This is a genomic window from Deinococcus multiflagellatus, assembly GCF_020166415.1.
GTDB lineage: Bacteria > Deinococcota > Deinococci > Deinococcales > Deinococcaceae > Deinococcus > Deinococcus multiflagellatus.
Genome location: NZ_JAIQXV010000033.1, coordinates 1 through 24,941, shown reverse-complemented (window position 1 = coordinate 24,941; position 24,941 = coordinate 1). Strand labels below are relative to the sequence as shown.

At 68.0% G+C, this 24,941-nt stretch carries 24 protein-coding genes and 1 pseudogene; 11 read left to right on the top strand and 14 right to left on the bottom strand.

Features of this window, described 5'->3' with window-relative positions; genetic code table 11:
• Together K7W41_RS22530 and K7W41_RS22525 are read left to right on the top strand one after the other, a co-directional pair.
• Positions 1–487: pseudogene (locus K7W41_RS22530) on the top strand (IS4 family transposase); the annotation flags it as partial.
• Positions 488–816: 329 nt separating this feature from the next.
• Entirely contained in the window at positions 817–1,362 is a 546-nt protein-coding gene (locus tag K7W41_RS22525; protein ID WP_224612733.1) for a hypothetical protein, read from the top strand.
• A 355-nt stretch (positions 1,363–1,717) separates the two neighbouring features.
• On the opposite strand, the gene K7W41_RS22520 is transcribed toward K7W41_RS22525, so the two are convergent.
• The 3 genes from K7W41_RS22520 to groES form a co-directional block, all read right to left on the bottom strand.
• Positions 1,718–2,122 carry a hypothetical protein gene (locus tag K7W41_RS22520; RefSeq protein ID WP_224612732.1) on the bottom strand — a complete coding sequence of 135 codons (405 nt, stop codon included), beginning with the start codon at positions 2,120–2,122 and terminating at the stop codon, positions 1,718–1,720.
• Between the two features lie 92 nt (positions 2,123–2,214).
• Entirely contained in the window at positions 2,215–3,852 is a 1,638-nt protein-coding gene (groL, locus tag K7W41_RS22515; protein ID WP_221091336.1) for a chaperonin GroEL, read from the bottom strand.
• A 149-nt stretch (positions 3,853–4,001) separates the two neighbouring features.
• Complete coding sequence (gene groES, locus K7W41_RS22510) at positions 4,002–4,289, bottom strand: co-chaperone GroES (RefSeq protein WP_221091337.1); 288 nt, start codon at positions 4,287–4,289, stop codon at positions 4,002–4,004.
• A gap of 258 nt (positions 4,290–4,547) precedes the next feature.
• On the opposite strand from groES, the gene K7W41_RS22505 reads away from it, so the two are divergent.
• Genes K7W41_RS22505 through K7W41_RS23650 form a run of 6 tightly spaced genes read left to right on the top strand, consistent with a single transcriptional unit; the run spans position 4,548 to position 7,949 of the window.
• Positions 4,548–5,156, top strand: coding sequence for a GGDEF domain-containing protein (locus K7W41_RS22505; protein WP_224612731.1), 609 nt, complete (start codon positions 4,548–4,550; stop codon positions 5,154–5,156).
• A 29-nt stretch (positions 5,157–5,185) separates the two neighbouring features.
• Positions 5,186–5,839: a nucleoside deaminase gene (locus K7W41_RS22500; RefSeq protein ID WP_224612730.1), complete on the top strand. Its 654-nt coding sequence runs from the start codon at positions 5,186–5,188 to the stop codon at positions 5,837–5,839.
• Positions 5,836–6,801: an NUDIX domain-containing protein gene (locus K7W41_RS22495; RefSeq protein ID WP_224612729.1), complete on the top strand. Its 966-nt coding sequence runs from the start codon at positions 5,836–5,838 to the stop codon at positions 6,799–6,801. The genes K7W41_RS22500 and K7W41_RS22495 overlap by 4 nt, the downstream gene beginning before the upstream one ends.
• Positions 6,798–7,268, top strand: a complete 471-nt coding sequence (locus K7W41_RS22490) for a GNAT family N-acetyltransferase (RefSeq protein ID WP_224612728.1) — start codon at positions 6,798–6,800, stop codon at positions 7,266–7,268. Before K7W41_RS22495 ends, K7W41_RS22490 begins: the two co-directional genes overlap by 4 nt.
• Positions 7,265–7,564, top strand: coding sequence for a histidine phosphatase family protein (locus K7W41_RS23655; RefSeq protein ID WP_263490033.1), 300 nt, complete (start codon positions 7,265–7,267; stop codon positions 7,562–7,564). The genes K7W41_RS22490 and K7W41_RS23655 overlap by 4 nt, the downstream gene beginning before the upstream one ends.
• Before the next feature lie 43 nt (positions 7,565–7,607).
• Entirely contained in the window at positions 7,608–7,949 is a 342-nt protein-coding gene (locus tag K7W41_RS23650) for a histidine phosphatase family protein (RefSeq protein ID WP_318010936.1), read from the top strand.
• A gap of 124 nt (positions 7,950–8,073) precedes the next feature.
• Here the strand turns inward: K7W41_RS23650 and K7W41_RS22480 are convergent, their stop codons facing one another.
• The 6 genes from K7W41_RS22480 to K7W41_RS22455 form a co-directional block, all read right to left on the bottom strand.
• Positions 8,074–10,299 carry a glycoside hydrolase family 3 N-terminal domain-containing protein gene (locus K7W41_RS22480; protein WP_224612727.1) on the bottom strand — a complete coding sequence of 742 codons (2,226 nt, stop codon included), beginning with the start codon at positions 10,297–10,299 and terminating at the stop codon, positions 8,074–8,076.
• 89 nt (positions 10,300–10,388) lie between these two features.
• The gene (locus tag K7W41_RS22475) at positions 10,389–11,765 is read right to left on the bottom strand and encodes a GH1 family beta-glucosidase (protein ID WP_224612726.1); all 1,377 of its coding nucleotides are present in this window, start codon (positions 11,763–11,765) and stop codon (positions 10,389–10,391) included.
• Positions 11,766–11,981: 216 nt separating this feature from the next.
• Positions 11,982–12,878 (bottom strand): carbohydrate ABC transporter permease, encoded by an 897-nt coding sequence (locus K7W41_RS22470; protein WP_224612724.1) that lies wholly within the window; start codon positions 12,876–12,878, stop codon positions 11,982–11,984.
• On the bottom strand, positions 12,875–13,807 hold the full coding sequence (locus tag K7W41_RS22465; protein WP_224612722.1) for a carbohydrate ABC transporter permease: 933 nt from the start codon (positions 13,805–13,807) through the stop codon (positions 12,875–12,877). Before K7W41_RS22465 ends, K7W41_RS22470 begins: the two co-directional genes overlap by 4 nt.
• Before the next feature lie 90 nt (positions 13,808–13,897).
• Positions 13,898–15,145 carry an ABC transporter substrate-binding protein gene (locus K7W41_RS22460; protein WP_224612719.1) on the bottom strand — a complete coding sequence of 416 codons (1,248 nt, stop codon included), beginning with the start codon at positions 15,143–15,145 and terminating at the stop codon, positions 13,898–13,900.
• Between the two features lie 101 nt (positions 15,146–15,246).
• Positions 15,247–16,257: a LacI family DNA-binding transcriptional regulator gene (locus K7W41_RS22455; protein ID WP_224612717.1), complete on the bottom strand. Its 1,011-nt coding sequence runs from the start codon at positions 16,255–16,257 to the stop codon at positions 15,247–15,249.
• A 388-nt stretch (positions 16,258–16,645) separates the two neighbouring features.
• Between K7W41_RS22455 and K7W41_RS22450 the strand changes: the two genes are divergently transcribed.
• Complete coding sequence (locus K7W41_RS22450) at positions 16,646–17,203, top strand: GNAT family N-acetyltransferase (RefSeq protein WP_224612715.1); 558 nt, start codon at positions 16,646–16,648, stop codon at positions 17,201–17,203.
• Here K7W41_RS22450 and K7W41_RS22445 read toward each other — a convergent pair.
• The 5 genes from K7W41_RS22445 to K7W41_RS22425 form a co-directional block, all read right to left on the bottom strand.
• Positions 17,169–19,439, bottom strand: coding sequence for a hypothetical protein (locus tag K7W41_RS22445; protein WP_224612714.1), 2,271 nt, complete (start codon positions 19,437–19,439; stop codon positions 17,169–17,171). The two genes, K7W41_RS22450 and K7W41_RS22445, sit on opposite strands and share 35 nt — an antisense overlap.
• Positions 19,417–20,121 (bottom strand): fimbrial biogenesis chaperone, encoded by a 705-nt coding sequence (locus K7W41_RS22440; RefSeq protein WP_224612713.1) that lies wholly within the window; start codon positions 20,119–20,121, stop codon positions 19,417–19,419. Before K7W41_RS22440 ends, K7W41_RS22445 begins: the two co-directional genes overlap by 23 nt.
• On the bottom strand, positions 20,118–20,558 hold the full coding sequence (locus K7W41_RS22435; protein ID WP_224612712.1) for a hypothetical protein: 441 nt from the start codon (positions 20,556–20,558) through the stop codon (positions 20,118–20,120). Before K7W41_RS22435 ends, K7W41_RS22440 begins: the two co-directional genes overlap by 4 nt.
• Positions 20,559–20,627: 69 nt before the next feature.
• Positions 20,628–21,149, bottom strand: coding sequence for a hypothetical protein (locus K7W41_RS22430; protein ID WP_224612711.1), 522 nt, complete (start codon positions 21,147–21,149; stop codon positions 20,628–20,630).
• Between the two features lie 251 nt (positions 21,150–21,400).
• Complete coding sequence (locus K7W41_RS22425; RefSeq protein WP_224612710.1) at positions 21,401–21,919, bottom strand: M23 family metallopeptidase; 519 nt, start codon at positions 21,917–21,919, stop codon at positions 21,401–21,403.
• A 516-nt stretch (positions 21,920–22,435) separates the two neighbouring features.
• Between K7W41_RS22425 and K7W41_RS22420 the strand changes: the two genes are divergently transcribed.
• On the top strand, positions 22,436–23,713 hold the full coding sequence (locus K7W41_RS22420) for a M16 family metallopeptidase (RefSeq protein ID WP_224612709.1): 1,278 nt from the start codon (positions 22,436–22,438) through the stop codon (positions 23,711–23,713).
• Positions 23,706–24,941, top strand: a 1,236-nt coding sequence (locus K7W41_RS22415) for a M16 family metallopeptidase (RefSeq protein ID WP_224612708.1), incomplete at its 3' end; no start/stop codon positions are given. The genes K7W41_RS22420 and K7W41_RS22415, both read left to right, overlap by 8 nt.

Below are 24,941 nucleotides of genomic sequence, written 5' to 3'. Positions count from 1 at the left end.
TGGCAAGCTACCGGTCTGGGCCTGCTTCAAAAAGCTTCAGACCGGTGAGATTCGCCGCTGGCACCGCCGGATGGTGGTTTACGGCGTGTCCTTGTGCCTGTGTGCCACCAAGAATGCGGCTGGCGAGGTTCTGTACCTCGCCTACCGGGGCCACGCATCAAAGAATCTCCGCCGCTACGCGCAGCGCTGGCAGGCGGAAAACCTGCATTCAGCCCTCAAAAGCCGAGGCTTTCATCTCGAAGACACGGGTCTGACCCAGGCAGAGCGCGTCTCGACCTTGCTCACCTGTGTGTCGGCTGCTTTCATCTGGGCTTGTGTGACAGGCCAGCTCCTGGCTGCCAGACAGCCCGTGAAACGCAAGAAACACGGACACCGCACGGTGTCCGTGTTCCGACTGGGTCTCGATCATCTCCAAGATCTCCTGCTCCACCCGTCGCCTTCGTCCTGGCGGGCACTTCAGGCCCTCATGCCCAGTTTTGACGGGTAGTCAGGGGCGTTTCATACGCTGATGTCGAACTTTAGTTCGGTTAGAGAGTTCAGATCACCGAAACAACAGGTCAGACTGGTTCCTAAGGGAGCAGCTACTGGGATAGCTTATCGAGCAAGATGGTAAATGATGGTTATTCGGCGAGGGCACGGCAGTTGGTGAGATTCGGTTTTTACCTTTTGCCACTCATCATCTTATTGGTCTTCGGGCGAAGGGTTTTCCCAGGCTCGGATCTCGTTGGCCTCATTGTCATGTGCCTTTTTTTCAATATCCTCTGGATTCCAATTACCAACTACTTTCTAAATCATTACGTTTTCAAAGGCTATGCCATGAAAATCACCTTGGTTTTGCATGGTGAAAATGGAATGCGGAGCTTTTTAGAGAAGGTGTGGCCTGGAGATTATCGAGGATCATTCGATCAGTCGATCACGAATCAGGCTCTTAGAAATCGTACGCTTGGCTCATTTAAGCGAGATGTTGTACCGTCATTGCTGGCTGCACAGCCAGCGTGGGAAGGATATCGTGTTGAGTATATTTCTGCCGTTTATAGAGACATAAATAAGGTATTTAATACTTGGGAAAGTATCTTAAAAAGCAAAGAGCTGGCAGGTGGTTCACTAAAGAGTGCTGCGGGCGGCTCCGGTGTATTTGGCGTCAATCTCGTATTCTACAGTTTTGATAGTTTTAGGGAACTAGATGTCGCTGAAGTCGATCACCTTGATGCTGCACAATTGGCTCAACTGTTAGCAAGGGTTGCACAGATTGAAGTGACGAGCACATATGGCTGCGTCGTAGATTGGACTCCAAAAAACCCCAGTGATCTGCTTGATCGAGACCAAGCCCTCGTCATCTTCCCAGACATCAGCCGTATCTGAATATCTTGACTGACTATATGAGGTCGATAAAATGCCAAGTTTGGGACAACCCACCTAAGCGCGATGCTTCTGCCGTGGATTCAGATTAAGTCAATGACCACCTCAAATCCTCCAGCTTGACAAGAAGCCAGACTTTTGGATGCGCGAACGTTTCTGACTCGATCTGTGATTGGATTCGCTTGCTGCTCGTCGGCTCCATCCCCGCTCTCCCAAAAGTTTTGACTGGTAGTCAGGTTGCCGAAAACCCGGTTCATGCAGTTCACAGCCCTCCGTGAAATTCGGTGAAGGAGAGTGCAAGTGCCTGCCAGTTGGTCGCCTCAACTCCGATATAGAAAGAGAGTGCTGGTCGGTCAGTTTACTGAATTTTCATCGCTTGAATAGTGGCTCTGGCATCACTTATAGCGATGCCATTTCGATTTACTTGAGCCCTGGTCCAATTATCCCTATCTAGCCAGAACAGACTTTTTTGGTAGGCCAATGAGTCTAGAGACCGTTCTATACTTCGGGCAGATATGGCAGCGGCCCTCCAATAACGTGCCAAATCCGCCTCTTTCTCATAGTCTCTATGCTCCTTTTTTGCGTTCATATGATCATCCTCTCCAGAGGCGCGCTCAATCTTCTTGATATAAATTTCTGTTTCGATAAGTGCCCTCTCGAATTTTTCAAGGATTATGCGACGATCCGCCGGCTGAGTCCTCGGCAGGTAATTTTGGAGAGCGACAACAACATCGAGAAAGAAGCTCGCAGCGCTGAAGTCCATGTGGGCACCCTAAATGGGAGAGGGCCGAAGTACAAGACTCCGGCCCTCCCCGCTGTTGACCATCACCTTTGGACGGTCAACCATCACCCTCTTTAGAAATCCATGCCGCCCATGTCAGGGGCGCCGCCGCCTGCGGGGGCCTTTTCCTTCTCGGGCTTGTCGCTGACAATCGCTTCGGTGGTCAGGATCAGCGCGCCGATGCTGGCGGCGTTCTGCAGCGCGGTGCGGGTCACCTTGGCGGGGTCCACGATCCCGGCGGCCACCATGTCGTCCACGTACTCGCCGGTTGCGGCGTTGAAGCCGAAGCGGGGCTTGTCGCTGTTGATCACGGCGTTCACGATGACGCTGCCTTCCTCGCCGGCGTTCATGGCGATCTGGCGGGCGGGCTCTTCCAGGGCGCGGATCAGGATGCGCGCGCCGGTGGCCTCGTCGCCGGTCAGGCCTTCAGCGGCCTTCTTGACGGCGGGGATGATGCGCAGCAGCGTGGTGCCGCCGCCGGCCACGATGCCTTCTTCCACGGCCGAGCGGGCGGTGGACAGGGCGTCTTCGTAGCGGTGCTTCTTTTCCTTCAGTTCGGTTTCGGTGGCGGCGCCCACGCGGATCACGGCCACACCGCCGGCCAGCTTGGCGAGGCGCTCCTGCAGCTTCTCGCGGGCGTAGTCGCTGTCGGTGGTTTCCAGTTCGCCCTTGATGGCGTTGACGCGGGCGTCAATCTGGCTCTGCTCGCCCTTGCCGTCCACAATGGTGGTTTCGTCCTTGGTGATGCGGATGCGCGCGGCGCGGCCCAGCATGTCCATGGTGACGTTTTCCAGCTTGTGGCCCAGGTCCTCGCTGACCACTTCGCCGCCCGTCACAGCGGCAATGTCGCGCAGCATTTCCTTGCGGCGGTCACCGAAGCCGGGGGCCTTCACGGCGGCGATGTTCAGCGTGCCGCGCAGCTTGTTGACCACCAGGGTGGCCAGGGCCTCGCCTTCCACGTCCTCGGCGATGATCAGCAGCGGACGGCCGGTCTGGGCGACCTTCTCCAGAATGGGCAGCATGTCCTTGAGGTTGCTGACCTTCTTCTCGTTGATCAGGATGTAGGCGTCTTCCAGGACGGCTTCCATCTTCTCGGGGTTGGTGATGAAGTAGGGGTTGATAAAGCCCTTGTCGAACTGCATCCCTTCCACGACGTCCACTTCGGTGTCAAAGCCCTTGGACTCTTCGATGGTGATGACGCCTTCTTTGCCCACCTTGTCCATCGCGCTGGCGATTTCCTGGCCGACGGCTTCGTCGTTGGCGGAGATGCCGGCAACCTTCTTGATGGCGTCGCTGTCCTCGACGGGCACGGCCAGGGCCTTGATTTCCTCGATGGCAATCGCCACGGCTTTTTCAATGCCGCGCTTCAGGGCCAGGGGGTTGGCGCCGGCGGCCACGTTGCGCAGGCCTTCTTTCACCACGGCCTGACCCAGCACGGTGGCGGTGGTGGTGCCGTCACCCGTGATGTCGTTGGTCTTGCTGGCGACTTCCTTCAGCAGCTGGGCGCCGATGTTCTCCAGCTTGTCTTCCAGCTCCACTTCCTTGGCAACGGTCACGCCGTCCTTGGTGATGGTGGGGCTGCCGAACTTCTTCTCGATCACCACGTTGCGGCCACGCGGCCCCAGGGTCACTTTGACGGCGTTGGCGACGGCATTCACACCGCGTTCCAGGCTGCGGCGGGCGGCTTCATCAAACACGAGCTGTTTAGCCATGATGGATTCTCCTTTGAAGGTCTAAGGGTCGAAGAGTCAAAGGGTCTAAGCCCTTTGTTGTTCCTGTTGTTCCCTCCCCACCCGTGGGGGAGGGCCTTGCGAAGCAAGGGGTGGGGGGGCGTGTGACCAGCTCAGACGCCCCGCGCCCCTCATTCCACAATCGCCAGGATGTCGCGCTCGGCCAGAATCGAGTAGTTCTTGCCTTCCAGGCTGACTTCCGTGCCGCCGTACTTGGCGAAGTACACGGTGTCGCCTTCTTTCACGTCCAGCGCCACGCGGGTGCCGTTGTCCAGCATCTTGCCGCTGCCCACGGCAATGACCTTGCCGCGCTGGCTCTTTTCCTTGGCGGTGTCGGGGACGTACAGGCCGCCAGCGGTCTTCTGCTCGGCTTCCTCGATGATTTCAACTAGAACGCGGTCACCTAAAGGTTTCAGCATGTCGTGTCCTCCTGTGAAGTGGGGTGTGTGGGGCCACCCACCGGCAGAGTCCGGCGGGTTTTTGCCGTTCCGCACGCAAGACTAGTCCTCCCGTAAGAAAATTGTCAAATCCTCGAATCTGGGAATCTGAGCGTGGTGCGCTCAAGGCGCGCCAGCACGCGCAATCCGCATATGCGCTTGCGTCCTATTGCTTCCAACATATATATGTATGGCACCAATACACAGCTGACCTGCTCCCCGCAGGTCTGGAGGTTCCCTATGGCTGCCCGCCCCGCCACCCTGAGCCGCACCGCCTTTGAAGACGCCTTTCATGCCCTCCGGGGCGCGCCCCTGACCCTGGCCGTGCTGGACCTGGACCACTTCAAGACCCTGAACGACACCCTGGGCCACAGCGAGGGTGACCGGGTGCTGCGGAACGTAGAGCGGCTGCTGTCCGGCAGCCTGCCCAGCGGCAGCATTGTGGGGCGCATTGGCGGCGATGAGTACGCCGTCATCCTGCCCGAGACGGCCGCCGAAACCGCCCTGATCCTCTTTGACGAGGTGATCAAGCACTTTCACATTCACCGGGATCCGCAGTGGCCCAAGAGCCTGGGCCTGAGCGTGGGGCTGGCCGCCCGCCCGGCCCACGCCACCACCTACGAGGACCTGAAACGCGCCGCCGACGAGGCCATGATCCGCGCCAAACGCGAGGGCCGCGCGCGGGCCTGCATCTACGTGGAAAGCAAGATGGTGCTGAAAAGCAACTACTACCCCAAAAGCCAGCTGGAACGCCTTGCCAAGCTGTCTGGCGCCCTGGGCCGCACCGAGGCCAGCCTGCTGCGCGAGGCGCTGGATGATCTGATTGAGCGGCACCGGGGGGAATTGTGAAGGGGGAAGTGGGGAGTGGGCCGTGGGGAGTGGGAAAAGCCCACGACCCACACACCACGCTCCATGATCCACTGATAGGTGGTTGGCAGGCCGCGCTTGCGGAAGCCTGGGACGCCTACTTACACGGCTCGTATCCCATTGGGGCGGTGATCGTGGATGGGGGTGGGCAGCTGCTGGCGCGGGGGCGCAACCGGCTGGGTGAGGAGCGGCGGGTGGACGGGGTGATCAGCGGGCATGAGCTGGCGCACGCCGAGATCAATGCGCTGCTGAACCTGCCGGGCACGCCCCGCCCGGAGTGCCAGAGCTGGACGGTGCTGACCACGGTGGAGCCCTGCCCGCAGTGTGCCGGGGCGATTGCCATGAGCGGCCTGCGCGCGGTGGCCTACGCCGCGCCGGACCCCTGGGGCGGCTGCACCCGCCTGCTGACGGCCGACGCCTACGTGCAGAAAAAAGGCATTCGGGTGGGCCGGGCCCCCGAGGCCGTGCAGCGGCTGGCCCTGCGGCTGATGGTTCACGCCATCGTGGAAGAGGGCAGGGGCGAGCGCGGCGCGGTGCTGCACAGCTTTGCGGCGGCCCACCCCGACGACGTGGCCCTGGCCGAGGCGCTCTATGAGGCCGGCACCCTGCGGGCTCTGCGGGATCGCCGCGCCCCACTGGCCGACGCGCTGGCGGTCCTGGCGTGAGCGCGCCCCGGTTTGCCAACCTCTCGCCCGGGGCCGACCGGGTGGGCCGCGCCTGCGCCTGGATTGAGCGGGAGGACGGCTATGTGCTGATGGTGGGCCTGGCCTGGGGCGGCTGGACCCTGCCGGGCGGCGGGGTCCACCCCGGCGAGAGCGGCGCGCAGGCGGCCATGCGGGAAGCCTGGGAGGAAACCGGCGCCCACACCGAGGTGGCGGGCGAACCCGTCCCTCTGACCGGGGCCAGCGGCGCGGACGCCGAGTGCTGGCCGCTGCGCCTGCTGGCCCTGGACCCCAGCCCCGAAGGCCGCCCGGTGGCCTGGGTGAATCCCCGGGCACTGCCCTGGGCCGATGACGTGCAACTGCGGCAGGTGCTGGCGGCGCGCGGCGAGTTACCCAGCGGCCTGGACGTGCCCCCGCTGGTCACGGCCGCCCTGAAAGAAGCCGCGCGGCTGCACATCCAGGACTCGTGTTCGCTGGACACGGGCCGCTTGCTGCGCACCCTGGCCGCCAGCAAGCCGGGCGGGCGGCTGCTGGAACTGGGCAGTGGGGTGGGCGCAGGCGCCGCGTGGCTGCTGGCCGGCATGGACCCCTCCGCGCGCCTGCTGACCGTAGAGGCCGACCCCCTGCGTGCCGAGACCGCCTGGGCCGTCCTGGCCCCCGACCCGCGCGCCCGGGTGCTGCACGGCGACTGGACCGGCGCGCTGGCTCAGGGGCCCTTTGACCTTCTGTTTGCCGATTGCCGCGCGGCCAAGGGCGAAGGCGAGGCGCTGGGGCAGCTGGTGGCCGCCCTGGCCCCCGGGGGCCTGCTGGTCATGGACGATTTCAGTCCGCCGGCACACCTGCCCGAAGCGCTGCGGGGCGGCGACCCGTTGCGCGCCGCCCTGTTCAGCCACCCGGCCCTGAATTGCAGTGAACTGGAAGTCAGCCGCCGCGAGCGCGTGGTGCTGGGGGTGAAACGGGCATGATCGAGTTTGCCCCGGTGTCGCCCCGCACCGCGCTGGCCACCCGCACGCTGCTTCTGGCGGGGCTGCGGGAACGCTTTGATCCGCTGCGCGAGGAATATCTGGGCGACGTGCCGGGCCTGCCGGACACCTCTGCCGCCCCGCGCCTGCTGCTGGTGGGCACGGTCCAGGGGCAACCGGTGTGCTGCGGCGCCGTGAGCCCCGAAGAGGGTCAGACGTGGCGCCTTGAGCGTGTCTCGGTCCACCCCGACTGGCGCGGGCGTGGCCTGGCGCAGGGGCTGCTGGCACAGCTGAAAGCCGAGGCGCGTGCCCGGGGTGCCCGGCGGCTGGTGCTCACCACCCGGGCGGGTTGGACCTCGGCCACTCCCCTTTCCCGCTCGAAAGGCTTTCCGCCCACCCACCAGGACGAGCACGCCTATACCGACGGCAGTGGCTCTACCGCCCTGCATGTTCAGAAGGTTCTGCAATGACCCACCTGCACCTCACCATCCTGCGCCACGGCCGCAGCCGCGCCGACGACGAGGGCGTGCATGAAGGCCGCTACGATTCACCCCTGACCGCCCAGGGGCAGGCGCAGGCCCAGGCGCTCGCGGCCTACTGGCAGGCCCACCCGCCGGGATTTGACCGGGTGTATGCCTCCACCCTGCATCGGGCCCACGAAACAGCCCAGATCGTCGCAGATGCCCTGGGCCTTCCCTTGACCCCCACCGATCTCCTTCGGGAGACAGTGGCCGCAGGTTCGGGGGCGGCCCCTCACCTCTCTTGATCTGGTGGCGCGTCTCTGTGGGCAATAGTGGGACAACGGTCCCCTGGCCGGCCTGAAGCGAGACGAGGCCCTGGCCCGCTATCCCATTCCTGCCTTCCGCCACGACCTGGACGCCTTTACCCCCAAGGGCGGCGAGAGCCAGGGCGCCATTCGGGCCCGCGCGCTCACGGCGCTGGAACGGGTCTGGCAGGGTGGGGGCGAGCGGGTGCTGCTGGTGACCCACGGCGGCTTTGGCAACACCCTGCTGCGGGAACTGCTGCACAGCGCGCGGGGCTGGTTCGCGTTCGGGGACACAGCCTTCGCCACGGTGCGCCTCAGCCGGAGCAGCCATACGGCGGTGCTGACTGGGGTGAACCTCATGCCCCACCTAGAGCAGATGACCTGAAGAGGATGTTGGGTCTCGACCCTCGCCCCTCGTGGGACTCGAAGAGCTGCACCGCAGAGAGGGCCTCGCGCCGCGAGGGGTGAGGGGGTTCTTTGGTCAACCGCTCTAGGCGGCGAGGGGCCGTTCAGGGCAGGGTGACCTCGGCGCGGGCGTCCCCCACCGAGAAGCGGTACGCGCCGGCCAGGGGTTGCCAGCGGCCCGGCCCAAACACATCGCCCCCCCAGCTCTGCAGGCGCTCCCCCGGCACCGTGACCGTGACGCGGCGGGTCTCGCCCGCCTTCAGGGCCGCCTGCAGCGCGGCCACCGGGCGGGCGACCGCCTGCAGGGCCCCGCCCGGCGGCAACCCGGCCCGGACCAGGAACGTGGCTGTGCCCGCCCGCGAACCGGTATTGCTCAGCTCGGCGCTGACGGTCACGCCGGCCGCGCTGGCCGTGGCTGTCAGGCCCCGCGCCGCGAAGGTGGTGTAATCCAGGCCGTGGCCCAGGGGATAAAGCGGCTGCGGCGCTTCTCCGGCCCCTTCCGGTGGCCGGTCGGCGGTGAGGCCCGCCTGCGCGGCGGTGTCCGGCCACGTGAAGGGCAGGCGGCCCGGAAAGCCCGCGCGGCCATACAGGGCGTCGGCCAGGGCGGCGCCGCCCTCGCTGCCCGGCAGGTAGGCCATGACCAGGGCGGCCAGTTCATCGCGCAGGTCGGCGGGCAGCACGATGGGCCGCCCGGCCATCAGCACCGCCACCACGGGCTTCCCGGTCCCCATCAGGTCGCGCAGCAGCGTGACTTGCTCGGCGGGAAGGCTGAGGCCAGGGTTGTTCGCCTCCCACTCGGCGGCGGGCGGCTCGCCCAGGGCCACGATCACCGTGTCGGCCTGCTTTGCTGCTGTCAGCAGCGCCGGGCGTTTGCTCTCCGGCAGGGCGCTGACCGTAACGCCCGCCGGGGCGCCCGCTTTCAGGGCCACCGCCAGCGTGCTGACGCGCGGTACGTCGTTCACGTTGCCCCGGCCCACGCCCTGCCAGTTCACGCTCCAGCCGCCCAGTTGCAGGGCGGCGCTGTCCATGGCGGGCCCGGTAACCAGCACGCGCCCGCCCTGCAGCGGCAGGGTGCCGCGTGGGTTTTCCAGCAGGGTCAGGCTGGCCGCCGCCGCGCGCCGCGCCAGTTCGCGGTGGTCGCCCAGTTCGCCGCTGCCTGCCAGGGGGCCGTCCAGCAGGCCCAGGCGCGCCTTGAAGGTCAGCACGCGCAGGGTGGCCTCGTCCAGCCGGGCCTGAGTGACCAGGCCCGAGGTGACGGCCTCTTTCAGGGCGGCCCCATACGCCTCGACGGTGTTGGGCACCATGTACACGTCCAGCCCGGCGTTGACGCTGGCGGCAGTGGCCCGCAGCAGGTCCGCGTGGGTGCGGTAGGTGCCCACCAGCCGGTCAATGTCGTTCCAGTCGCTTACCAGCAGCCCGCCAAAGCCCAGTTCGCCGCGCAGCACCCCGGTCAGCAGGGCGGCCGAGGCGTGCGCCGGCACCCCGTTCACGCTGCCACTGTTGGCCATCACGCTCAGGGCCCCGGCGCGAATGCCGGCCTGAAAGGGGGGCAGCACCGTTTCGTGCAGGGTGCGGGGGCTGAGCTCCGCGTTGCCCCGGTCCAGGCCCAGCGTGCCCAGACCGTAGCCCGCAAAGTGCTTCAGCGTGGCGGCCACCCCCTCGTCCTGCAGGCCTGTCACCGCCGCCGCCACATGGTCGGCCACCAGCCACGGCGCCTCGCCAAAAGTCTCGTAGAAGCGGCCCCAGCGGGGATCGCGCCCCACATCGGCCACCGGGGCAAAGGTCCAGGCGGCGTTCAGGGCGCGCAGGTCGCGGGCGGTGGCGCGCGCGGTTGCCTCGGTCAGGGCTGGGCTGAAGGTGGCCCCCAGGCCGATGTTGTGCGGAAACAGCGTGGCGGCCGGAACGTTGTTCACCCCGTGGACCGCGTCGGTGCCGAACACCGCCGGGATGTTCCGGGGCCCGGCCGCCCGGCCCACCGCGTCCAGTGCCCGCAGAAAGTCGGCCCAGCCGCGCGGCGTGTTGGGCTGCGGGGTGTCGCCGCCTCCGTTGAGCACGCTGCCCGGCTTCAGGGCCCCAAAGGTCTGGGCCGCAGTGGCCGCCAGGGGCCCGCTGCGGCCCCCCTCGGTAAAGCGGAACACATGCGCCATGGTCACCTGACCGATCTTCTCGTCCAGGCTCAGCCCAGCCAGCAGGGCGCGCGCCTGGGCCTCGGCCGCCGCCGGGTCCAGCCACCCCGCCGGAGCCGCGCCCACCGCCGAGCCCAGGCTGGCGCTCAGCAGCGCCAGGGCCAGCCCGCACTTTAGCCCGCGCGTGCGGAACCGTGGCCCCAAGGGTTCAAGCCGAGCCGTGTGGCAAGACGAGGGTGGCGTGACCCCGCCGGGTCTGTTCCGGTGGGTGGGCGCGGGAGTCGGCCGCCCGCTCATACCGGCACGGTCTCCCGCGCCTGGGCCAGGAAATCCCGGTACCAGCGCCCCGACTGCTTCAGGGTGCGCGCCTGGGTGTCAAAGTCCACATGCACGATGCCAAAGCGTTTGTCGTAGCCTTCGGCCCACTCGAAGTTGTCCATCAGCGACCACGCGAAGTAGCCGCGCACCTTCGCGCCCTGGGACATGGCCGCCTGCATGGCCGCCAGGTGGCTTTCCAGGTACCGCGTGCGCTCGCCGTCGTGCACGGTGCCGTCCTCGCTGACGGTGTCGGGGTAGGTGGAGCCGTTTTCGGTGATGTAGATGGCACCGGGGGCGTAGTCCCGCTGCAGGCGCACCAGCAGGTCAGTCAGGCTGTCCGGGGCCACCTCCCAGTCAAAGCCGGTGTAGGCGCTGCCTTCCGGGCGAATCTGGCGGGCGTGCAGCCAGCCCTCGCCGGGGGCGTCCTGCATGACGGCGCGGGAATACATGTTCACGCCCAGAAAGTCGGTGGGCGCGGCGATCCGGTCCTCGTCGCCGGGCCGCACCAGTCCGCGTGCCTGGGGGCTGGCCTCGCCCAGCAACTGCACCATGTCCTGCGGGTAGCCGCGCCCATACAGCGGGTCCAGATACCAGCGGTTCTGAAAGCCGTCGCCCCGCCGGGCCGCCGCGTGGTCGGCGGCGCTGTCACTGGCGGGGTAGGTGTGGTGCAGGTTCAGGGTGATGCCCACCTGGGCGCCCGGCGCGGCCTCGCGGATCACCGGCACCGCCAGCCCGTGGGCCAGCAGCAGGTGGTGTGAGGCGGCAAAGCTGTCTGCCAAGTCACTGGCCCCCGGCGCGTGGACGCCGTTGCCGTAGCCCAGGTACGCCGAGCACCACGGCTCGTTCAGGGTGATGAAGTGCCGCACCCGGTCCCCCAGCGCGCCCGCCACCACGCCCGCGTACTCGGCAAAGGCCTCGGCCGCCCCGCGCACCCGCCAGCCGCCCTCGTCCTCCAGGGTCTGCGGCAGGTCCCAGTGGTACAGCGTGGCCCAGGGGACAATGCCCCGGGTCAGCAGGCCGTCCACCAGCCGGTCGTAAAAGTCCAGCCCGGCCCGGTTCACGGCGCCGCGCCCCTGGGGCAGCACGCGCGGCCACGCCACGCTGAAGCGGTAGGCATTGACCCCCAGCCCCTGGATCAGGTCCAGGTCTTCCGGCAGGCGGTGGTAATGGTCGCAGGCCACGTCGCCGGTGTCGCCGCCGCGCACCTTGCCCGGGGCGGCGCAGAAGGTGTCCCAGATGCTGGGGCCCCGGCCGTCCTCATGGGCGGCGCCCTCGATCTGGTAGGCACTGGTGGCCACGCCCCAGGTAAAACGGGCCGGAAAACGCGCAGGGTCAGGGGTGTGGTTGCTCATGCAAAAACTCCGTGGAAACAGGCAGGAAAGGAGGTCGGACACAGCGGGCGAAGGGCTGGATGGGGCCCGCTGTGGGCAGAAGAGGAGTCAAAGGGGAGAGGCCGGGCGGTGAAGGCTGATCCGGTCACCTCCAAAAACGATTCAGTTGGGGGGGCAGAGACAGGCGGGTGCACAGGGCGCCTCACCCGCCTGCTGGGGGCCAGAGGCGGGGGCGCCTCAGTCCTTGACCGCCCCGCTGGTCAGGCCACTGATGACCTGACGGCTGGCGAAGAGAAACACGATCACCAGCGGAATCACGGTGATCACGACCAGCATCATGATCGCGCCCCAGTCCACGTTGACGTTGGTGGCGCCGCCGCCCAGCCGGCGCAGGCTCAGGGGGAGGGTCATGGTGTCGGGTTCGCTGAGTTTCATGATCAGCGCGCCCTTGAAGTTGTTCCAGGCGCCCACGAACGTCACCACGCCCAGCGTGGCCAGAATGGGCCGGATCAGGGGCAGCACCACCCGGCGGTAGATGCCGAACTCCGTGGCGCCGTCGATGCGCGCGGCTTCAATCAGTTCGCGGGGCAGGGCCGAGGCGATGTACTGGCGCATCAGGAAGATGCCAAAGGCGTTCGCCATGCCCGGCACCCACAGGGCGCGCGGCTCGCCCACCCAGCCCAGCACGTTGTTCATCACCAGAAAGCTGGGAATGTCCATCACCAGCGGCGGAATGAGCATGGTGGCCAGAATGAAGGCGAACAGCGCCCGCTGGCCCCGGAAGTTGTACATGGCAAAGGCGTAGCCGGCCAGCGAGCAGAAAAACAGGGTGGTGGCGGTGGCGACCAGCGCGAGGTACAGCGAGTTCCAGAAGTGGCGCAGCGCCTTGCCGTCTGTGACCTGCAGCAGGCCGCGCAGGTTGTCGTCGAAGGCCGGGCCAAACCACAGGTGCGGCGGAAAGGCAAAGACTTCGGCGCTGGGCTGCGAGGCCCACACGAACATCAGGTAAAAGGGCACCACCGACAGGGAACACACCAGCCCCATCAGCAGCCACAGGGGCAGGCGGCGCCAGCCCCGCAGCGGGCGCCTGGGGCGGGCCACAGCGGGCGCCGCGCGAACCGGGGTACTGGTCACCGCTCACCTCCGCGTGAAAACAGGACGTTGTTCACCATGCTCAGGGCAAAAATCGCCAGGAACAGCAGCCAGCTCATGGCCGAGGCGTACCCCATATCCAGGTCGCGGAAGGCGGTATTAAAGATGTGCATGGCGGTGGTCAGGCCCGCGCCGCTGCTGCCCCCGCCGTCACCCAGCAGCATGAACGGTTCCTCGAACAGCTGCATGTTGCCCACAATCGTCAGGGTGAAGGCGTAGAACATCATGGGCCGCAGCAGCGGCAACGTGATGTACCAGAACTGCTGCCATTTCCCCGCGCCGTCCACGGTGGCGGCCTCGTACACATCCTCACTGATGGCCTGCAGCCCCGAGAGGTACAGCACCACGTTCCAGCCCAGGTAGCGCCAGAACACCACCGCCGCCACCGAATACGGCACCATGCTGGGGTCGCCCAGCCAGCGCACCGGGTCCAGGCCCACCAGCCCGCGCAGGTAATTCAGCAGCCCCAGCCGCTCGGAGTACAGCGTGGCGAACACGATAGCAATTGCCACGGCGTTGGTGATGTACGGCAGAAACAGCACCGTGCTCAGGGTGCTCTGGTAGCGGCGCAGGCTCTGGTGAATCAGAAAGGCCAGCGGCAGCGCTGCGAGATGCTGCGGCACCCCCGCCAGCAGGCCAATCCACACCGTGTTCTTCAGCGTGGTCCAGAACTGGTCCTGGCGGTCCAGGGCCAGCGCGAAGTTCTCGAAGCCCACGAACTTCCAGTGGCCCAGACCGTCTAAGGGGCTCCAGAGGTGAAAGGCCAGGAACAGGCTGAACAGCAGCGGAAACAGCCCGAACACCAGAAACAGAAGAAAGAACGGGCTGACAAACACGTACGGCGCGAAACGCTGCTGCAAACGCGCGTAGCTCAGCCGGGCGCGGGCGGGGGCGGGCAGGCGGTGTGACATGGCGGTCCTTGGAAGGGGAGGGGGGGGCAGCAGGGGCGCGCCGGTCACCTGCACGCGCGCCTGCCGGCCAGGAAGGGGGGCGGGGGGTGCTTACCGGGCGCGGCGCAGAATCTGGGCGCGGGCGTCGGAGAGGGCCTGCTTGATGTCCTTGCCCTTTTCCAGCACGTTGGTCAGCTCGGTCTGCACGATCTGGTCGGCCACCGAGTCGTACTTGTTCACGTCAATGGGCTGGGTCTTGGCGGCGGCGTCGCGCCACAGCACGCGCGCTTTCTGGCCGCCCAGGAAGTCCACCGGCTCGCTGAACACCTTGTCCTTCTGCGCCGAGACCAGCGCGGGGAACGCGCCGTTGTCCTCAAAGGCGGCGATCTGCGCACTCTGGTTCATGGTCATGAACTTGATGAATTCCCAGGCCCACCCCTTGTTTTTGGCCTTGCTGGGAATGCCGTAGAAGGTGCCGCCCCACGAGGCAAAGGAGCGCTCCGGGAGGTTCTGCACGCGCCACAGGCCCTTGGTGTCGGGGGCCATCCAGTTCTGCAGGGCGCCCTGCAGCCACGCGCCGGAAAACTGCGTGGCGACCGTGCCCTTTTTAAAGGCGTCATACCACTCGTTGGTCCACTCGCCCACCTTGGCGTCCAGGCCCGCGTCGCGGATCTGTTTGCTGAGGGTAAAGGCGCGCACAAAGCGGGCATTGTCTGGGCCCACCAGCAGGTTGTTGCCCTTGTCGAAGTAAATGCCTTCGCCGGGCTTGAGGTTCGTGCGGATGATGATCCCGTACACCGAGGCCGCCGTGTTCACCAGATACGCGCCGGTCTTGGCCTTGATGGTCTTGCCGGCCGCAATGTAGGACTCCCACGAGCGCTGCATGTTCACCGGGTTCACGCCGGCCTTGTCCAGCACGTCCTTGCGGTAGAAGAAGGTGCCGGGGCCGATGTCGGTGGGCATGGCGATAAAGCGCCCGTCGCTGCTGGTGGCCTGCGCAATCGTAAAGGGCGTGAACAGCTTCTTGGCCGCCGCGGCGTTGTAGGGCGCCTTGTTCAGGTCTTCCAGGCCCTGCCCCTCGGCAAATTTGGCCACGTAGCCCACCTCAATGGCCATCACGTCGGGCAGACCCTGCCCGGTGGCCAGCGCGGTGGTCATGGCGTTGTGGTGGTCGGCGTACTGCTGCGCCTGCATGTTGATCGTGACATTGGGGTATTTCTTCTGCCACGCGGGCAAAATCGCCTTGATCGAGCTGTCCAGGCTGGGAAAGACCGCCACGGTGAGGGTCACCTTTTCCTGGGCGTGGGCCTGCCCCAGCAGCAGGGCGGCGGCAAGAACGGACACAAGACCTTTGTTCATAGAAACCTCCAGAGGGTTTTGAAAGCGCTTTCAGATTGGAGCGAAAGAAGGGGCCATCTGGGCCCGGTGCGGGGCAGGGAAGAGCTAACCAGCGGGGCCTGTCATGGTCGGCTCCGGGGCGGGGCGGTGGATTCGCGGATCACCAGTTCGGGGGTAAAGACGTGCCGCTGCGCGGGCTGGCCGTCCAGCAGCTTCAGGGCTTCCTGCGCGGCGCTCACGCCGATGTCGTAAATGGCCTGGCGCACGGTGGTCAGGGGCGGGGTCATCAGGCGCGAGGTCACCACGTCGTCAAAGCCGGTCAAGGAGACGTCGTCCGGCACCCGCAGTCCGGCGCGGTACAGGGTCAGGCGCGCGCCCAGGGCCATCTGGTCGTTGGCGCACACCAGGGCCGTGAAGGGCCGCCCGGTGTCCAGCAGGCGCTGCGCGGCCTGTTGCCCGCCGTCTTCGAGGTACTGCCCCACCTGAATCAGGTCGGGGTGGATGCTCAGCCCGGCGTCCTGCAGGCAGCCTAGAAAGGCGTTCTTGCGCTCCACGGCGTCACTCTGGCGCTCGGCGCCGCTGATATAGGCGAACTCGCGGTGCCCCAGGTCCAGCAGGTGCCCGGCGATCAGGCGCATGCCCAGGGCGTTGTCCATGACGATGCAGCTGTCGGACAGCCCCTGCACCTCGCGCCCCACGGCGATCATGGGCACGCGTTGGGCCAGGGGACGCAGCACCTCGTCGTCCAGAATGCCGCCCAGCAGAATCACGGCGTCCACCCGGCGGGCCAGCAGCACATTCAGGGCTTCCTGCTCGCGCTCGGTGCGCCACTGCCCGCTGATCACGATGGGGTGGTAGGGCGTGTCGTTCAGCGCCGCTTCGATGCCGGTCAGGGCCTCGCCGTAAAAGGTGGAGTGCAGGCTGGGCGTGACCACGCCGATGCTCAGGCTGCGCCCGCCCGCCAGCGCCTGCGCCTGCGGATTGGGCCGGAAATTCAGCCGCGCAATCACCGCTTCCACCCGCACCCGTTTGTCCGGCGCCACGTTGGCGGTGCCGTTCAGAATGCGTGACACCGTGCTGGGCGAAACGCCCGCTTCACGCGCCACTTGGGCCAGGGTGACTGGTTCGAGCACAGGCAGACAGCTCCTTAGGCGCGCAGACGCGGCCGTCTGCGAAAGAGGACTTGAGAGGTAAGGGCAGCGTAGTCCTCTTTGAAAGCGCTGTCAAGCCGGAGTGGTGGTGTCTTTTGGGCTGGGTCAGACAAGGGGGGTTGGGCCGTACATGAAGGAGAGCAGGGTTGGGGGCCCAGGCGGCACTCAATGGAGGCCGGGCCGCCCGGTGGCCCCCTCACCCTTCCGTCGCTCCGCTCCTCCCTCCCTCTCCCACCAGGGGAGAGGGGAACATGGGGAAAGCAAGTCCTTTTTAGCCCGTCTCAGCTGGCCTCCCCAGAACCCCCTCTTTCCCCTTGGCTGCCTCGACACCCTGCCCCATTCCTCCGTTCCCACGCCGTACAGTCGCCCTATGCACCACGACCTGACGCTCTCGGACGGCCCGTACACCCTGCGCCCGCTACGGGAGGCCGACAGCGCGCCGCTGCTGGCCCTGGCGCAGGCCAGCGCCCACGAATACGCGCAGATGGTCACGCCGCCCACCCTGGCGCGGTACTACGCGGCGGCGCTGCAGGCCGAGGACCAGCAGCCCTTCGTGGCCCTGGTAAACGGCGAGTACGCCGGCGCCACCCGCTACATGGAGATGCGCCCCCAGCAAAAGCGCCTGGAAATCGGCAGCACCTGGCTGGCGCCGGCGCACATGCGCACGCCTGCCAACCGCACCTTCAAGCGCCTGCTGCTGGCCCACGCCTTCGAGGATCTGGGCATGCTGCGCGTGGAGATCAAGACGGACATTCTGAACACCCGCTCGCAGCGGGCCATTGAAGGGCTGGGGGCCGTGCGCGAGGGCGTGCTGCGCCAGCACATGCCGCGCCAGGACGGCACCCAGCGCGACACGGTGATGTATTCCATTGTGGCGGCCGAGTGGCCGGCGATCAGGGCGCGGCTGGAGGGGTGGGCACGCAGGTGACGGTTTCGGTGCCGGGGACCAGCGCGGCCTGACAGGGCGGGGCGTCCGGCGCTTCTTCCGTGACCTGCACGGTCTGGGGCGCGCTGAACTCGGGGACCAGGGCCCAGCCCTCGTCGTCGGTGGTGGGGTCGCCACTCAGGTTCAGGCGGGCGTATTTCAGCGGCGTGCCGTCGGGGTGCAGCAGCCGCACCCAGGCAAAGCGCGCGAAGTTCTTGCTCCAGTCCAGCACCGTCACGCCGTGGGTCGCCAGGGTCAGGTCGCGGCGTTCCTCACGCACGCTGATGGTCACGGGCAGGCGGTCGAAATTGGGCACCACGCTCACCGACCGCTGGCCTGCACCCAGCAGCACCAGGGCCTCGCCCCGCGCGTCGGTCATCACCGGGGTGTTGTTGATCAGCAGGGGAACCCCGGGAACGCCGGCGCGCACCAGCACGCCGGGTCCGGGTTCGTCGGGCGTCACATAGACGCGCCCGCCCACCCAGGCCAAGCCCGCTTCGCCGGTTGCAGACCATTCGCCGCTGGTGGCGGCACTGGCATTCAGGCGCACCTGGCCGTCGTATTCGTAGGTCAGGCGGGCCGAGCGGTCCTGGGCGGTGTTGAGCTGCGCCGCCGCACTCAGGGTGTGGTTGGGGGCGGGCTGGTAGCGCACCTGGGTGCGCAGTCCGCTCAGGGCTCCGCCTTGGGCCGTGCTCTGCGATTCGGCGGCGGTCACCACGTTCACTGTGGGGGTTGGGTTCCAGGTCAGGGCCATACCCACCTTCCAGCCCAGTTGGCCCCCCACCGAGGTCAAGCTGCCGTCCACCGTGGCGGCCAGCTGGTCACTGACGCGGCGGTTCACCGTGAGTCCGGCCAGGTACTGGGCGTTGGCCGGCGCCGTTTCCACGCGCCCGGTGAGGCTGTAGCGCGGCTGGGTCCAGGTGACCTGCGCGCCCACGGCGCTGGCCTTCAGGTTCAGGGGCAGCACCCGCGCCGTCGAGGCCACGCGCCACACGCCCTGCACATAGGTGGCGTCGGCGTTCAGGGCGGCGGCCTCGGGGCGACTGGTGTCGTATTCGGCGCTCAGGCCTGCATTCAGCTGTGTGTCCACGTACCGCGCGCCCGCCTTTACGCTCCAGGCTTCTGTGGTCACGGCGGCCTGCCCCGACAAGCTCCAGTGGTCGGTCACGCCATACACAGCGGTGGCGCGCGCCGCCGGCCGCGTGCCCAGCCATCCGGCCTCCGCCTGGGCCGCCAGGGCGTGGGCGGTGACCACGACTTCAGCGGCGGTGTAGCGCCGCACCTGGGTGCGCTGGCCCGCACCGTCGCGAATGGTGAATTCCAGGGTGCCTTCCGGCGAAGTCACCGGAATGTTGCGCAGCACCAGGTTGCCGGCGCGTGCCCGCAGGCGCGGCACGGCCTCGCCGTTGACCACCAGGTCCACGTCGGCGTCCAGGGGCAGCGGCACCACGACCTCGGGGAGGCGGTAGGCGCGGGTGTCCCCGGCGCTCAGGCGCAGGCCGCTGATGCGCTGCGGGTCCAGCAGCACCTGCCCGTCGGCCAGGCGGCCATACACCTGCACACCCGCTGACAGGTGCTCACTGAGGTCATAGGTGGCCTGGGCCTCGCCCTGCCACTGCATGCGGCTCTGGCCGCCGGTGAAGGTGCCGGCCTCGCTGATCGAGGCGCTGGCCTGCGCGCGGTCCACCTGCACCCCGGCGCGCACAGTGGCGGTGTGGCTGAGGGTGGCGGGCAAGGCCAGCCCCGTCTCGGGGGTGGGGGACGGCAGCCGGTTGATCCCCGCGCGGGTGCTCAGGGTCACCAGGGGCAGGGCCGGGCCCCCGGCGCCTGCGGCCTCAGCCTGGGCCCCCAGGTCAATGGTGTTGCCGGGCAGCAGGTCCAGCCGGGGCCGGATGTCCAGGGTCAGCTCGGCGGCGTTGTAGCGGGCTTCCAGGCGCGGGTCAAGTCGCACAAACGGGCCGTCGTCGCAGGTGACCCGCTCGGCGATGTACCCCGTCTCCGAGTCGCGCAGCACAGAGGGCGCGATCCACAGGTCGCCAGGCCGCACCAGAATCAGGGCGCCGCCGCGCGCCTCGCCGCTGACCACGGTGTCCACAAAGGTGGGGGCCGTGGCGCAGGGCGAGGGTGTGGGGGCCGAAGCAGCGCCCCCGGCAGACGTCTGGGCGCCGGCCGGGGTGGTCAGCGCCGCTGTCAGCAGCCAAGCGGCGCGGCGCCATTCAGGGGAGCGGAAGCGTTTCACGCCCTTCCTTATCGTTCGTGTCGGTGTAGCGCACTTCCAGTGGACCGCTGGCCTTCACACCTTTCAGCGGCAGGCTCAGGGTGCTGCGCCCCAGCACAGCGGCGCTGCCCAGCTTCACTTCCTGGCCACCCACCACCACCGACAGCGCGCGGAAGGTCTGGTGCTGGTTGCCCGCGTTCACCACGTCCAGCGTGAGGTCGCCGCCGTTCTGGCGTGCCCGAAAACTGACCTTGGGCGCGCTGTTCGCCGGCGTGACATACACCGGCAGTGACAGCCGCACCAGCTGGGCCAAGCTCATGTTGGCCGAGCCACTGCTCACCTGCTGGGTCGCGGTGCCCTCGGCGGGCACCTGCTGCACGAACACCCGGTAGGTCAGTTCGTCGGCGCCCGCTTTTTTCAACAGACCCAGACGAATCACCTGCGACTCGCCGGGCCCCAGCGTAAAGCTGGCCGGGTTCACCACCACGTCCCGCGTGGCCGAGTACACGTGCTGGCCGTTCTCGGTGGTCCACTTGCGCACCTCCACCTGAAACTTCAGGGGCGTGCTGCCGGGGTTTTGCAGGCGCACCTGCGCGGTGTTGGTGCGGGCCGGGTCCAGGTTAAAGGCGGTGGGGCTGAGGCTGAAATTCTGGGCTGCTGCTGCGCCCAGGAGGGTCAGCGTGGCAAGGGCAAAGCGCTTCATGGGGTGTCTCCTGCAGGCGGAACGTCCAGCCGCTTGGTGCTGACAGTCAGGGGCACTTCGTAGTCGCCGCCCGCCAACTGCCACTGCCCAGGGATGACCTGCACGCTCAGATTAAAGGTGCGAGACCCCGTGACGGTGAGGTCCAAGGGCATGGTCAGCAGCGCCTGCGCTTCGCCCCACTTGCCCCGCAAACGCACCTGCGCCACCGGGCCACTGAGTGGGCCGTTGGGGGTACTCAGGGTGACCGCGTAGCGGCCGGTGCCCGGGCAATCAACCCGGAAAACCACCGTGCCGCGCGCGCCGGTGGGAGCGCGGTAGGGCCCCAGATCCGCCGCAAGCTGGGCAATCTGGCAGCCAGCAGTCGAGGTGCCGGGGGCGGCGGCGGCGCTGGCCACAGTGCCCAGCAGCAGCAGGGGAATCAGGGGGCGAATACGCATGGGGGCTCCTTAGAGAGACGCACAACCTGGCGCCGGAAGGGCCAGGTTGTGCGTCGGAACGTGGGGCGATTACTCGTTGTACTCGAAGGTCATGTCCAGGCTGCCGGTGTAGCTGCCGCCAGGGATGGACCAGGCGCTGCCGTAGCCGCTGCCAGGCCCGCCCAGCTTGAAGTCAGCGGTCCAGGCGTAGTACTGGTAGGGCCCATAGCCCCAGTTGGGGGTGAAGCTGCCGTCTTCACGGAACTGCACCGACAGGGGGTTACCCAGGTCCCAGGCGGCGTTGTTGATCTTGAAGGTGTCGCCCTTGTCGCTGGTCAGCGTGATGGAGGTGGGCGGGGTCACCGTGAGGGCCGTCTTGTAGTTACAGTCCACGGCCAGCACGCGCGCCGAGGCGGTCACGCTGCTCACGGCGTTGATCTTGCCCAGGTCCAGGCTGCCCCAGGTCATGTTGCGCGATTCACCGTCGAAGCCGCTGTAGGCGGTCACGCACACGTTGTCCACCTTCAGCTTCAGTGGGGTGGTCTGGGTGCCTCCCGCAGCAGCAGCGGTGCCAAGGGCGGCGGTCAGGGCCAGCAGTGCAATTTTCCTCATGATCTTCCCTCCGAAGGTTGTGGGCCTGCGCCGCAGGCCAGCGGTGATGGGGTGGGTGGTGGGCAAAGCACGTGGGGCCGGCCGGTCGGGTCCCGCTTCGCCGCTGCCAACTGCACATCCGGCTCAGTCCACAAGGTCAGAAGCGCTCTCCCCAGCACCCCCAACCCGTTTTCTGTACCCCCACTGTAAAAAACCCCACGTTAATGCAGCGTTAACCCGAAAAACGCCGATCTGGACAGGAAAAAATCTCTTCAGGGCTCGGGGCGCAGCAGGGGATAGGGGTTGATGGCGCCGCCCGGGGTATAGATGCCGTAGTGCAGGTGGGGCGGGGTCCCGCGTGCGTTGCCGCTGTCGCCCACGAAGCCCACCACGTCCCCGGCCTGCACCCAGTCGCCGCGTTTCAGGTTCGGGTAGCGCTCCAGGTGGGCGTAGTAGTGGCGCTGCCCGGCCGGGCCCAGCACCATCACCGTGCGGCCCCCCAGACCGTTGGGACCCACGTTGATCACCAGCCCACGCGTGGTGGCCTGGATGGGCGTGCCGCGCGGCGCGAAGATGTCAATCCCTTCGTGGCGCCGGCCCCCACTGCGGGCCGCGCCCCAGGTGTCTTCAAAGCGTTGTCCGGGCAGCGGATTGGGCAGGCTGCGCGCGGCCGGTGCCGGGGCCGAGAGGAGCGCCGAGACCTGCCCGGCCCGCTGCAGCAGCGGCCACAGCCACACGAGAACGCCAGCCAGCACAGCCGCCAGCACCACTGCCCTGCCCCACCGCCGCATGGGGGCAGCATGGCGTACGCGGCGCCCTGCCGACACTGGCAAAAGTTGCAGAGACACCCGGCCCCAGGGGCCCAATGGCTGGGTCTGCGGCCTTCTCAAGAGAACATCAACATCTGAGGCGGCCTGCTCCCCCGGTCCCGCCGCAGGCCCCCAGCATGCTGGCCTCCACGCCCACGCTTCTTCTGTTGCTGGCGTCGCTGGCCCTGCCCAGTGGGCCGGGCACGGTGGCCAGTGCAGAGGCGCAGCCCCTGTCAGGCCCAGCGGCGCCGCAGCGGGCAAAGAGGGTGCGGCGGCGAAGAAGTCGCTGGGCTGTTGCCCGCCACCTCGGCCGCTGAGGCCGGGCAGGTAGCTGGAGCGCTGCGCCCCCCGGCCGTGGAGGCCCTGAGCCCCCAGGACGCCGGGCGCGCCAGGGGAGGGGCAGCCGCGTGACGCTAGCCCCAGCTGGCTGCTGCCCGCCGCCGGGTAGGCCCCCGACCGGGCAGGCGGCCAGAGCGCGGCGCGCGGTAGAATGGCCGGATGCCCGCGTCTTCCCCCGCTGCCCACCTGTGGACCCTCCCGGGTGGCCTGCGCCTCGCCTTCGAGCGCCGCCGCAGCCCCGGTTTTGCCTTTGATCTGCGCCTGCCCGTGGGCAGCGCCCACGACCCGGTGGGTCTGGAGGGCGCGGGCGGCGTGCTGGAAGAGTGGCTGTTCAAGGGCGCCGGGGGCCGGGGAGCGCGCGCGCTGCAAGACGCTTTTGACGACCTGGGCGTGCGCCGGGGCGGCGGCGTGGGCCCCGAGGCCACCCGCCTGAGCGTGAGTGGTCTGCAGGCCGACCTGCGCGCGGCCCTGGCCCTGTGCGCCGACGTGCTGACGCAGCCCGAACTGCCGGACGCCGAGCTGCCGGTGCTGACCGATTTGGCCCGGCAGGACCTGGAAGGCCTGGACGACAGCCCCGCCGACCGGCTGGCGGCAAGCGCCCGGCAGGCCGCCTTTCCGCGCCCGCCCGGCTCGCCCTTTGCCGGCTACGCCCACCCGGTCAGCGGCACGCTGGCGGGCCTCAGTGCGCTGACCCCCGGGGCCCTGCGCGCCCACCTCGCGCGCTACGGGCAGGCAGGCGCCGTGCTGGGCGTGGTGGCCGACCTGCCACCCGAAGCGGTGCTGGACCTGGCCCAGACGGTGCTGGGCCCCCTGCGCCCCGGCCACGACGACACGGTGCCAGCCACCTTCGTGCGCGGTGAGCGCGCCCACGTGCCCGACGAGGCGGCCGAGCAGACCCACCTGAGCCTGCTGGCCCCCGGCGTCTCCCCCCAGAGCCCCGACTGGCTGCCCTGGCAGGTGGCCCTGAATGCCCTGTCCGGCGGCAGCGCCAGCCGCCTGTTTCATGCCGTGCGCGAGGAACGCGGGCTGGCCTACGCGGTCAGCGCGGGCCCCGTGATTCTGGGCGGCCAGGGCTTTCTGAGCGTGTATACGGGCAGCACCCCCGCCCGCGCCGCCGAGACCCTGGCGGTGGTGCAGGATGAACTGGCCCGCCTGCCCCGGGGCCTGGAACAGGCCGAATTCGAGCGCGCCCGCGCCGGGCTGGCCGCCAACCTCGTGTTCGGCGCCGAGAGTCTGCGGGGCCGCGCCCACGCCCTGACGCGCGACGTGGCGCTGTTCGGTGCCGTGCGCCCGGTGGTGGCCCTGCGCGCGGCGATTCAGGCCCTTACACTCGACCGCGTGAATGCTTTCCTGGCGGCCTACCACCCAGCGCAGGCCGCCGCCGTGGTGACCCTGGGCCCGGCTGCCCCCCTTCCCCTGGAACCCACCCATGCCTGAACCCCTGCCTTTCGTGTCCCACACCCTGCCGGGCGGCCTGCGTCTGCTGCTGGCCCCCGACCCCGAAGCCCAGACGGTGGCCGCCGGCTACTTTGTGCAGACCGGCAGCCGCGAGGAGAAGGGCGCCGAACGGGGCGCCAGCCACTTTCTGGAACACCTGCTGTTCAAGGGCAGCGAGGCCCTTAGTGCCGCCGAACTGAACGCCCGGCTTGACGAACTGGGGGGGCAGGTGAACGCCTTTACCAGCGAGGAAGCCACCGTCTACCACGCCGCCACGCTGCCCGAGCAGACGGGCGCCCTGCTGTCCACCCTGACCGAGCTGATGCGCCCTGCCCTGCGGGGGGCCGACGTGGAGACCGAGCGCGGCGTGATTCTGGAAGAAATTGCCATGTACGCCGACCAGCCCGCCGCCCGGCTGGCCGACGAACTGCGCGCCGACTACTGGGGCCCCCACCCCCTGGGCGCCCCGATTCTGGGCACGCCCGAGACGGTGGGCGCCCTGAACGCCGCCGCCCTGGCCCGCCACCACCGCGAGCGCTACGGCGCTGGGCGGGTGGCCCTGGTGATGACCGGGCAGTTTGACCCGGCGACGGTGCTGGCCTGGGCCCAGCAGCACCTGCAGCGCTGGCCCACCGGGCTGCCAGCCCCGGTCCTGACGCCCGCTGTGCCCGCCCACCCCGAGGGGGTCCGGGTGCTGCATGACCCAGACCTCAGCCGCGTGCATGTGGCGAGTGCCTGCCCCGGCCTGGGCGCCGCCGATTCACTGCGCGAGGCCGCACAGGTGCTGGCCGACCTGATCGGCGGCGAGAACGGCGCCCTGTACTGGGCCCTGATTGACACTGGCCTGTGCGACAGCGCCGACCTGGGTCACCTGGAGTACCAGGACGCGGGCACCTTCGAGGGCGGCTTCAGCTGCGACCCCGAGCGCGCGCCCGAAGCCCTGGCGATTTACCGCCGGGTGCTGCGTGAGGCGGAGGCCCTGATCACCCCGCAGGCGGTGCGCCGCGCGGCGCGCAAGCTGGCGGTGGGCACCCTGCTGCGCGCTGAAACCCCACAGGGCCGCCTCTTTACCCTGGGCATGGAGCACCTGGCTACGGGCCGCACGCCCGACACCGCCGAACTGGTGGCGCGCTACGAGGCGGTGACCCCGGAAGCGGTGCGAGACGTCCTAGAGCGCTGCCCGCTGGACCGCCTGACCGTGGTGGCCCTGGGGCCGGTGGAACAGCTC

Coding starts and splice junctions, on each gene's coding strand:
- K7W41_RS22425 (WP_224612710.1), bottom strand. CDS start 21,919: ATGCGGCGGTGGGGCAGGGCAGTGGTGCTGGCGGCTGTGCTGGCTGGC.
- K7W41_RS22475 (WP_224612726.1), bottom strand. CDS start 11,765: ATGAGCAACCACACCCCTGACCCTGCGCGTTTTCCGGCCCGTTTTACC.
- K7W41_RS22435 (WP_224612712.1), bottom strand. CDS start 20,558: ATGCGTATTCGCCCCCTGATTCCCCTGCTGCTGCTGGGCACTGTGGCC.
- groES (WP_221091337.1), bottom strand. CDS start 4,289: ATGCTGAAACCTTTAGGTGACCGCGTTCTAGTTGAAATCATCGAGGAA.
- K7W41_RS22450 (WP_224612715.1), top strand. CDS start 16,646: ATGCACCACGACCTGACGCTCTCGGACGGCCCGTACACCCTGCGCCCG.
- K7W41_RS22420 (WP_224612709.1), top strand. CDS start 22,436: ATGCCCGCGTCTTCCCCCGCTGCCCACCTGTGGACCCTCCCGGGTGGC.
- K7W41_RS22440 (WP_224612713.1), bottom strand. CDS start 20,121: ATGAAGCGCTTTGCCCTTGCCACGCTGACCCTCCTGGGCGCAGCAGCA.
- K7W41_RS22520 (WP_224612732.1), bottom strand. CDS start 2,122: ATGGACTTCAGCGCTGCGAGCTTCTTTCTCGATGTTGTTGTCGCTCTC.
- K7W41_RS22490 (WP_224612728.1), top strand. CDS start 6,798: ATGATCGAGTTTGCCCCGGTGTCGCCCCGCACCGCGCTGGCCACCCGC.
- K7W41_RS22430 (WP_224612711.1), bottom strand. CDS start 21,149: ATGAGGAAAATTGCACTGCTGGCCCTGACCGCCGCCCTTGGCACCGCT.
- K7W41_RS22460 (WP_224612719.1), bottom strand. CDS start 15,145: ATGAACAAAGGTCTTGTGTCCGTTCTTGCCGCCGCCCTGCTGCTGGGG.
- K7W41_RS22525 (WP_224612733.1), top strand. CDS start 817: ATGAAAATCACCTTGGTTTTGCATGGTGAAAATGGAATGCGGAGCTTT.
- K7W41_RS23655 (WP_263490033.1), top strand. CDS start 7,265: ATGACCCACCTGCACCTCACCATCCTGCGCCACGGCCGCAGCCGCGCC.
- K7W41_RS22505 (WP_224612731.1), top strand. CDS start 4,548: ATGGCTGCCCGCCCCGCCACCCTGAGCCGCACCGCCTTTGAAGACGCC.
- groL (WP_221091336.1), bottom strand. CDS start 3,852: ATGGCTAAACAGCTCGTGTTTGATGAAGCCGCCCGCCGCAGCCTGGAA.
- K7W41_RS22465 (WP_224612722.1), bottom strand. CDS start 13,807: ATGTCACACCGCCTGCCCGCCCCCGCCCGCGCCCGGCTGAGCTACGCG.